The sequence below is a fragment of the Rhizobium sp. WYCCWR 11146 genome (assembly GCF_013591995.1).
Classification (GTDB): domain Bacteria; phylum Pseudomonadota; class Alphaproteobacteria; order Rhizobiales; family Rhizobiaceae; genus Rhizobium; species Rhizobium indicum.
Map to the genome: position 1 here is coordinate 613690 of NZ_JACCEY010000024.1, position 8474 is coordinate 622163.

6 protein-coding genes are annotated in these 8474 nt (G+C 62.9%); 2 read left to right on the forward strand and 4 right to left on the reverse strand.

The features are described from left to right. Nucleotides 1-564 (reverse strand): DUF1062 domain-containing protein (locus HX899_RS22740; RefSeq protein WP_181293545.1); only part of this gene is annotated, 564 nt, incomplete at its 3' end. Between the two features lie 411 nt (nucleotides 565-975). Beyond that, the gene (locus tag HX899_RS22745; RefSeq protein ID WP_181293455.1) at nucleotides 976-2055 is read right to left on the reverse strand and encodes a flagellar biosynthetic protein FliO; all 1080 of its coding nucleotides are present in this window, start codon (nucleotides 2053-2055) and stop codon (nucleotides 976-978) included. Nucleotides 2056-2353: 298 nt separating this feature from the next. On the opposite strand from HX899_RS22745, the gene cckA reads away from it, so the two are divergent. Next, entirely contained in the window at nucleotides 2354-4957 is a 2604-nt protein-coding gene (cckA, locus tag HX899_RS22750) for a cell cycle histidine kinase CckA (protein WP_138329294.1), read from the forward strand. Nucleotides 4958-5168: 211 nt separating this feature from the next. Here cckA and HX899_RS22755 read toward each other — a convergent pair whose 3' ends face one another. Together HX899_RS22755 and HX899_RS22760 are read right to left on the reverse strand one after the other, a co-directional pair. Then, complete coding sequence (locus tag HX899_RS22755; RefSeq protein ID WP_026236929.1) at nucleotides 5169-6095, reverse strand: pseudouridine-5'-phosphate glycosidase; 927 nt, start codon at nucleotides 6093-6095, stop codon at nucleotides 5169-5171. A 72-nt stretch (nucleotides 6096-6167) separates the two neighbouring features. Then, nucleotides 6168-7112, reverse strand: a complete 945-nt coding sequence (locus tag HX899_RS22760) for a carbohydrate kinase family protein (protein ID WP_138389059.1) — start codon at nucleotides 7110-7112, stop codon at nucleotides 6168-6170. A gap of 229 nt (nucleotides 7113-7341) precedes the next feature. Here HX899_RS22760 and recA point away from each other — a divergent pair, with 229 nt between their 5' ends. Beyond that, nucleotides 7342-8436, forward strand: a complete 1095-nt coding sequence (recA, locus tag HX899_RS22765) for a recombinase RecA (RefSeq protein WP_003540131.1) — start codon at nucleotides 7342-7344, stop codon at nucleotides 8434-8436. The last annotated feature ends 38 nt before the right edge of the window (nucleotides 8437-8474 follow it).

An 8474-nucleotide genomic window follows, 5' to 3' on the forward strand; every position in this document is an offset into this window, starting at 1 on the left:
AACCCTGGTGCCGTTCTTGATCCGCCGCCGCAAAACGTCGGCTCGTTTCGAATCCGTCCGCAGCATGCCACCATCGTGAAGAGCCTGTAGCCGGGTGCGTGAAACTTGCAACTCGGACGCCAGCAGGCGGTCGAGGCGCGTGCTGGATGGAAACGGGACCATCAGTTCGATTTCCAGTCTCGTCCAATTGGCAATGTCCTGCTGCATCTCTTTTGCGATTTCAAATTCGGCAAACTCGTCGACACGCTGCGACTTGCGCCTGAGAGCCTCGAGGTTGAACGCTTCTGCCCGGATCCAATCCGGATCGTTGGACTGCAACGCCTCGATGACTGCCGGATCGACGTCGCGAACATTCCGACGCTCGAAGATCGGATGGTTCCACGTCTTTTCGCAGGTCGAGCATTTGTAGATAAGCCAGGCATCGAGCTTGCGGCCATTGGCGTTGAGCCGGATCTTGTCGCTGCATCGGAAAGCTCTGAGGCCCCGGCAGCCGCTGCATACAATCCAGGGCTGGGGCGCTGTTTTCGGCAGAATGGTCCATCGGACCCGAAGGGTATTGCACATATCGTGTTGGTCTTCCGTTCGGAAGTCCACCAAGATGGGTGCGTGAGAAAGCCCTTGCGGGCGCGGTGTGGCGATGTTCTGGGCGGCGGAAGAGCTGAGACAGCGGAGCTGCACATGGCACATGTCAACAATGCCAAACCGGTCTCTCGCCACCACCCGATGAACATGTTCATACGCCGTCAGCGTCTAGCTGTCCGGCAGTACGGGTGAAACTGGAGTGAGACCGGTATTTACTTAGGCAAAGTATGACCTCGATGCGCCAACGCTCTTCAACCGGAGCGATAACAAATTATCAGCACAAGATGGAGTCCCCTGACGCATCGGGAACTGAAAGTCGCCGCATTGCGGCTTTTATGCAACTTGGTGATGAAGGAAGGCCGGACGTGCGTTCCGCTCACTTGTCGCGCCCGGTCACTTGTCGCGGTTGACGCTCATCTCGCCGAAGATGCGGGCGACTTCCTTTTGCAGATCGGTATCGGCGCCGGTGATCGGGGCCATTTCCGGATCGCGGCGCGGCAGGTTTCCGGGTTGCGGCGCTCCGGGCCGGGGCGCCTGGTTTGCCGGCGCCGGCACGATGCGTTCGGCCGTCAGATTGTTCGACATTTCCTGTTCCAGCACCCGCTGGAAATCAAGACGGCTCGCTGCTGCCGACTGCGCAGCCGAATCGTCTTCGGCGCTACCTGGTGCGGCGCGTGCGGCCGCCGGCATGTCCTTGACAGGCGGGGCGGAGACCTCGGGTTCGATGCGCTGCTGCGGCAGCACGCGCTGGCGGGCGGCATCGAGGATCTCGGCGGCACTTGAGGCATCGTGGAACGGTGCGGGCTGCGCGGCCGGGGGAGCGACGGGACGCTCCAGCGGACGCGGCTGGGGTGGGACGGCACGCAGCGGATTGTCGCGTTCGGCCGACAGCGGTGCTGTCACGGGTTCTGCCGGAAGAGGGCTCGTGACCACCGGCGGTGCCACGGCCGGCTGGGCCGGCGGTTGGGCCGACGGTTCTGGGCGTGGGCGAGGCTCCGGCGCAACCGGCGCAGAGAAAGTGGGCTCGGCGGCCGGCTCGACATGGGCTGCGACCGGCGGGCGCGGTGGCGAGACCGGCGGTGTTTCCGGCCGCGCGACGGATGCCGGGCGCTGATCGACGGATATCGGACGCTGCTCGACGGGCTGCGGGCGGTTGGCGCTGTCCGGCTGTTCGGCCGCTGCGGGCAGGATACGGCTTTCGATGACGATATCGCTCGGGCCGCCGATCATGATCAGGTGCTCGACATCGTCGCGGCGCACCAGCACCAGCCGCCGACGGGCATCGACGGCTGCGGCATCCAGCACCTGCAGGCGGGGTTGGCGATTGCGGCCGCCGCGCACGAAGGGAGAGGGCGCCCGGCTGCGGATCACCCAGAGCACGAGGATGAGCAGGAGAAGGGCCAGGCCGACGCCACCGGCCGCAAGCAGGAAATGGCTGCCATAAGCTCCGACAACATCATCCAACATAGTCACTCACTCCATTTCGCATTCGGCACATATTGACGACTTTTCCGTTCCTTAGGCAAGGGCCGCCGGTGCTGTCCAGTCACGGGAGAACGCGATTTCGTGTTCCGCTGCTTGGCAGCCGGCGACCTTGCGCACGGGTGGCAGCGTTGGCTTCTGGGGCAGATGGCGCTGTTGCCTGTGAATTCAAGCAGTCTTGCCGGCTAGCGGTGTTTTTGCCGACGCGGCAAATTGCTAAGAAGGAAAGAGTGCCTGATTCCTGCTTCGTGTTCGTGCTACGAAGCGGGAGGGCTTATGTGAGGAATACATGACGAAATCGCGTCAGGCCGACGACTATAACGCACCGCTTGTGGATCGTGGGGGGCGTTCTGGCACGGTCTTGCGCATTCTTCTGCTGGCGCTCGTGCTGATCGCGGCGGCCGGCGCCTTCGTCTTCTTCAAAAAGTCGCTCGACAACGAGGTAGTGCTTGGCGGTCTCGGCGTGCTCGCCATGGTCGGCATCTTCTTCCTGGTGTCTTCGGTCATCGGCTTCATCGAGGTGATGCCGCAGCACCAGTCCGACAGCCTGGCGCGCGCCTTCCTCAACAGTCATCCCGACGGTACGCTGATCACCGACGAAAAAGGCCGGATCATCTATGCCAATGCCGCCTATGGCGCGCTGACCGGCGCGCGCAAAGCGACCGAGGTGCAGACGCTGGAAACGCTGCTGTCGCGCCATCGCGAATCCAACGAGGCGCTCTACAGGCTGGTCAACGGCCTGCGCGAAGGCAAGGAAGGCCGGGAGGAATTTCGCCTGCTGCGCGCCGTCGGGCCTGGCAGCAACAGCTCCGGCGCGCATTGGTACCGGCTGAAGGCGCGGCTGCTGCAGCCGGAAGAAAACGGCGGCAAGCCGCTGCAGATCTGGCAGATCACCGACATCACCACGGAGCGCGACGACCAGGAGCGCTTCTTCAAGGAATTGCAGAACGCGATCGACTATCTCGACCATGCGCCGGCCGGCTTCTTTTCCGCCGGCAGGAAGGGCGAGATCTTCTACCTGAATGCGACGCTTGCCGAATGGCTGGGCCTCGACCTCACCAAGTTTGTGCCGGGCTCGATGACGATCGGCGACGTCGTGGCGGGCGAGGGACTGGCGCTGATCCAGTCGGTGCAGGCCGAACCGGGCCTGAAGAAGACCGTGACGCTCGATCTCGACCTGCGCAAGAGCAACGGCCAGAGCCTGCCGGTGCAGATCATCCACAGCGTTACGTCGATGCGCGACGGCGCACCCGGCGAAAGCCGGACGATCGTGCTGGCGCGTGAAAAGAGCGATGCCGGCGGCCAGTCCGCTTCGGCCGCCGCCATGCGCTTCACCCGCTTCTTCAACAATACGCCGATGGCGATCGCCTCGGTCGACGGCAACGGGCGCATCCTGCGGACCAACGCGCCGTTCCTGAAGATGTTCTCCGGCGTCGTCTCGCGCGACGACCTCGAAAAGGCGCCGCATCTTGAAACCATCGTGCAGGAGAGCGACCGGCCACAGCTGGCCGCGGCGCTGGCGGCGGCCAAAGACCGCCAGGGCGACATCGCGCCCCTCGACACCCGCACACCGACCGACGAGGCGCGCTATTTCCGCTTCTATGTCAATGCCGTCATCGACCAGAGCGACGAGGCGCCAGAGGAGGCGGCGATCGTCTATGCCGTCGAGGTGACAGAGCAGAAGGCGCTGGAAGCGCAGATGGCGCAGACGCAGAAGATGAATGCCGTGGGAACGCTCGCCGGCGGCATCGCGCATGATTTCAACAACGTGCTGACGGCGATCCTGCTTTCCTCCGACCATCTGCTGCTGCAGGCGCGGCCGGCCGATGCCAGCTTCGCCGACCTGATAGAGATCAAGCGCAACGCCAACCGCGCCGCCGTGCTGGTGCGCCAACTGCTCGCCTTCTCGCGCAAGCAGACGATGCGGCCCTCGGTGCTGAACCTCACCGATGTCGTCGGCGACCTGCGCATGCTGGTCGATCGGCTGCTTTCCGGCACCAATGTCAAGCTCGACGTGCAATATGGCCGCGACCTCTGGCCTGTGAAAACAGACCTTTCGCAGTTCGAGCAGGTGCTGATCAATCTCTGCGTCAATGCGCGCGACGCGATGCCCGAGGGTGGCACGCTGACATTGCGCACCCGCAATCTGACCGCTGCCGAGGTCTCTGCCTTCAATTACTCCTACATGCCGGCCGAGGACATGGTGCTGGTCGAAGTCGCCGATAACGGCACCGGTATCGCACCGGAGATCATGGACAAGATCTTCGAGCCGTTCTTCACTACCAAGGATGTCGGCAAGGGCACCGGTCTTGGCCTCGCCATGGTCTACGGCATCGTCAAACAGTCGGGCGGCTACATCCAGCCGGAATCCGAAGTCGGCAAGGGCACGACCTTCCGCGTCTTCCTGCCGCGCCACATTCCGGAGCCGGCGGTGGCCGCCGAAGCAGGTTCGATCGACGGCGCCATCGCCGGGGCCGAAGTGGTGCCGCTGCCGGTATCGCCGCAGCAGCCGGAGGACCTGACGGGATCGGCCGTCATTCTTCTCGTCGAGGACGAGGAGGCGGTGCGCCGCGGCGGCAAGCGCATGCTGGAAACGCGCGGCTACACCGTGCACGAGGCGGGCTCGGGCGTCGAGGCGTTGGCCATCTTGGAAGAACTCGACGGCAAGGTCGATATCGTCGTTTCCGACGTCGTCATGCCCGAAATGGACGGCCCGACGCTGCTGCGCGAGCTGCGCAAGACCTATCCCGACATGAAGTTCATCTTCGTCTCGGGTTATGCCGAAGATGCCTTTGCCCGCAACCTGCCGCCGGAGGCGAAGTTCGGCTTCCTGCCGAAGCCGTTTTCGCTGAAGCAGCTTGCTGTTGTGGTGAAGGAGACGTTGGACGGGTGAGGAGGTTTGACGGAGAGGTCGTGCCGTGTTGGCCCCCCCTCTGCCCTGCCGGGCATCTCCCCCAAGGGGCGAACGCTTCCCATCACATCAACGCTTCATCGAGTTGAAAGGGACATTTGTTCAGAAAGCCGGTGCCGATCTCCCCACCCGTGGGGGAGATGCCCGGCAGGGCAGAGGGGGCTTGCTCGGCATAACCGGCAGCCCGTAGCGCTCATTCACCCAGCGCCACCGCAATCTCAGCAGCAAGCCGCGCGTTGTTTTCGACGAGCGCGATGTTGGTCTTCAGGCTCTGGCCATCCGTCAGGTCGAAGATGGTCGACAGAAGATAGGGTGTGACCGCCTTGCCGGTGACTTCGTCGCGTTCGGCGCTGTCGAGCGCCCGCTCGATATAGATTTCCATCTCTTCGCGCGCGATCTCGTCGGCCTCGGGCACGGGGTTGGCAACGAGCATGCCGCCGTCGATGCCGAGCTGCTCGCGCACCGTCTGGAAATTGGCGATGGCAGCCGGGCTGTTCAGCGACAGCGGGCTGCGGATGCCGGAGGAGCGCGACCAGAAGGCAGGGAATTCCTCGCTCTCATAGGTGACGACAGGCACGCCGCGGGTTTCCAGCACTTCCAGCGTCTTCGGAATGTCGAGGATCGCCTTGGCGCCGGCGCAGACGACGATGACGCCGGTGCGCGCCAATTCCTCGAGATCGGCTGAAATATCGAAGCTTTCCTCGGCACCGCGATGCACGCCGCCGATGCCGCCTGTGGCAAAGACACGGATGCCGGCGCGCGCCGCCGCGATCATCGTGGCCGCGACCGTGGTGGCGCCGGTGCGGCGCTCGGCGATGGCGAAGGCGAGATCGGCGCGCGACACCTTCATCACTTCGGTCGCCTTGGCGAGTTGCTCCAGTTCCGCGGCTTCAAGACCAATATGCAGCGTGCCGTGAATGACGGCGATCGTTGCCGGCACTGCACCCTGTTCGCGGATGATCGCCTCGACGCTGCGGGCCATCTCGATATTGCCGGGATAGGGCATGCCGTGGGTGATAATGGTCGATTCCAGCGCCACCAGCGGTGCGCCGCGCTGCTTGGCGCTGGCGACTTCCTTCGAATAGGCGATCGGCAGAAGAGGGGAGATGGGCTTGGTCATGGTCTTGTCCTGTGATCGACAGAGCATGATGCCGAAGTGACGACATCATGCTCAACTATTTAATCAGCCGCTTCAATGCAGAATTCTGACCTGGGGAACAAGGGCAAGCGCCTCATTCAGCAGATCGGGCGTCAGATTTTCGTTGACGGCGTGCCGCGACTGCACGGTCAGTATGGCGGCCGCAGTGCCGTGGCGGACGGCCTCTTCGAGCGAAAGGCCTGATATCAATGCGGCGAGTGTGCCGGCCGCAAGAGAATCGCCGGCACCCGTAACATCGGCGACGGTGTCGGCGATCGGTGGCTGCAGCGTCATGGCGCGGCCCTCGCAAAGCGCGACGAGCTCGCGCCGGCCGCGGGTGACGACGGCATTCCTGATGCCAATTTCATTCAGCAACGGCGGCCAGCCCGCAGCCTCTTCCGGCCGCTCGCCGGTAAGGGCGGCAGCTTCAGCCTCATTCAGGAACAGGTAGTCGATATCCCCGATGCAGGGTTTCAGCCTGACGACCTTGGCCGGCGAGATGGCGATTGCCGCAACAGGCTTGGCGAGGGAATGCGCCTTTGCGACGATCGCCGCGATCGTCTCTTCCGGCAGGTTGGCATCGAAGAGGATGAAATCGTGGGCGGCGAAGGCCTCCCGCACCCAGCGGATGGACAGACGCCGCGGCACGAAGAAGCGGTAGAGATCCATGTCGGCAAGGGCGATCACCAGATTGCCGTCCTTCTCGATGATCGCCGTGTAGCTCGGCGTCTTGCGATCGAGGAAGACGAAGGGCCGGTCGTCGATGCCGGCGAAATCGGCAGCTTCTCCGACCGTCTCGCCCATCGGATCGCCGCCACGCGGCGAGATCATCGTCACCTGAAAACCGAGCCTTGCCAGGTTGCGCGCCGCATTGAAGCCACCGCCGCCCGGCTCCTCGAACCATGTGCCGGGATTGCTGGCGCCAGGCGCCGTCTCGCCCGAGATGCGGCCACGCCGGTCGATATGCGCACCGCCGAGAACAAGAATCTTTTTCTTCATCCGATCCGCTCTCCCGATGCCCGAAGGACGAATCGATACGGTGCGCCCTGACGCGGCGGAGTCGGCACTTTTGGACTAAGCCGTTGCTTTTCATTGATAAAACAAATGCAGAACACGTGTCGTTTTACCTTTTTCTTTCAACTGTTTGATCGCCTATTGCGAGAATGGAACAAATAGGGTACAAACTCGACATTGCTTGAGCGGCTTCAATAACCTAAAGGTGGATCGGATGTCTCAGAATTCATTGCGGCTGGTAGAGGACAAATCGGTGGACAAAAGCAAGGCGCTTGAAGCGGCACTCTCACAGATAGAGCGGTCGTTCGGCAAGGGCTCGATCATGAAACTCGGCTCCAACGAGAATGTTGTCGAGATCGAGACGATCTCGACCGGCTCGCTTGGTCTCGATATTGCACTCGGCGTTGGTGGCCTGCCGAGGGGCCGCATCATCGAGATCTACGGGCCGGAAAGCTCCGGTAAGACCACGCTTGCATTGCAGACGATTGCCGAAGCGCAGAAGAAGGGCGGCATCTGCGCCTTCGTCGATGCCGAACATGCGCTCGATCCCGTCTATGCCCGCAAGCTTGGCGTCGACCTGCAGAACCTTCTGATCTCGCAGCCCGATACCGGCGAGCAGGCGCTTGAAATCACCGATACGCTGGTGCGCTCCGGCGCCGTCGACGTTCTCGTCGTCGACTCGGTCGCTGCCCTGACGCCGCGTGCCGAAATCGAAGGCGAGATGGGCGATAGCCTTCCCGGTCTTCAGGCGCGCCTGATGAGCCAGGCGCTGCGCAAGCTCACCGCTTCGATCTCGAAGTCGAACACCATGGTTATCTTCATCAACCAGATCCGCATGAAGATCGGCGTTATGTTCGGTTCGCCGGAAACGACGACGGGCGGCAATGCGCTGAAGTTCTATGCTTCCGTGCGCCTAGACATCCGCCGCATCGGCGCGGTCAAGGAGCGCGAAGAGGTGATCGGCAACCAGACCCGCGTCAAGGTCGTCAAGAACAAGATGGCGCCGCCCTTCAAGCAGGTCGAGTTCGACATCATGTATGGCGAAGGTGTTTCCAAGACCGGCGAACTGGTCGATCTCGGTGTCAAGGCCGGCATCGTCGAGAAATCTGGCGCCTGGTTCTCCTATAACAGCCAGCGTCTCGGCCAGGGCCGTGAAAACGCCAAGACTTTCCTGCGCGACAATCCGGATCTCGCCCGCGAGATCGAACTGTCGCTGCGCCAGAATGCCGGCCTGATCGCCGACCGCTTCCTGCAGAACGGCGGACCGGACCCCGATGACGGCGATGGCGATGCCACTGCGGAAATGTAATTTTCGCGCCTAAACTCATCGGACAGTTCCAACCGGGC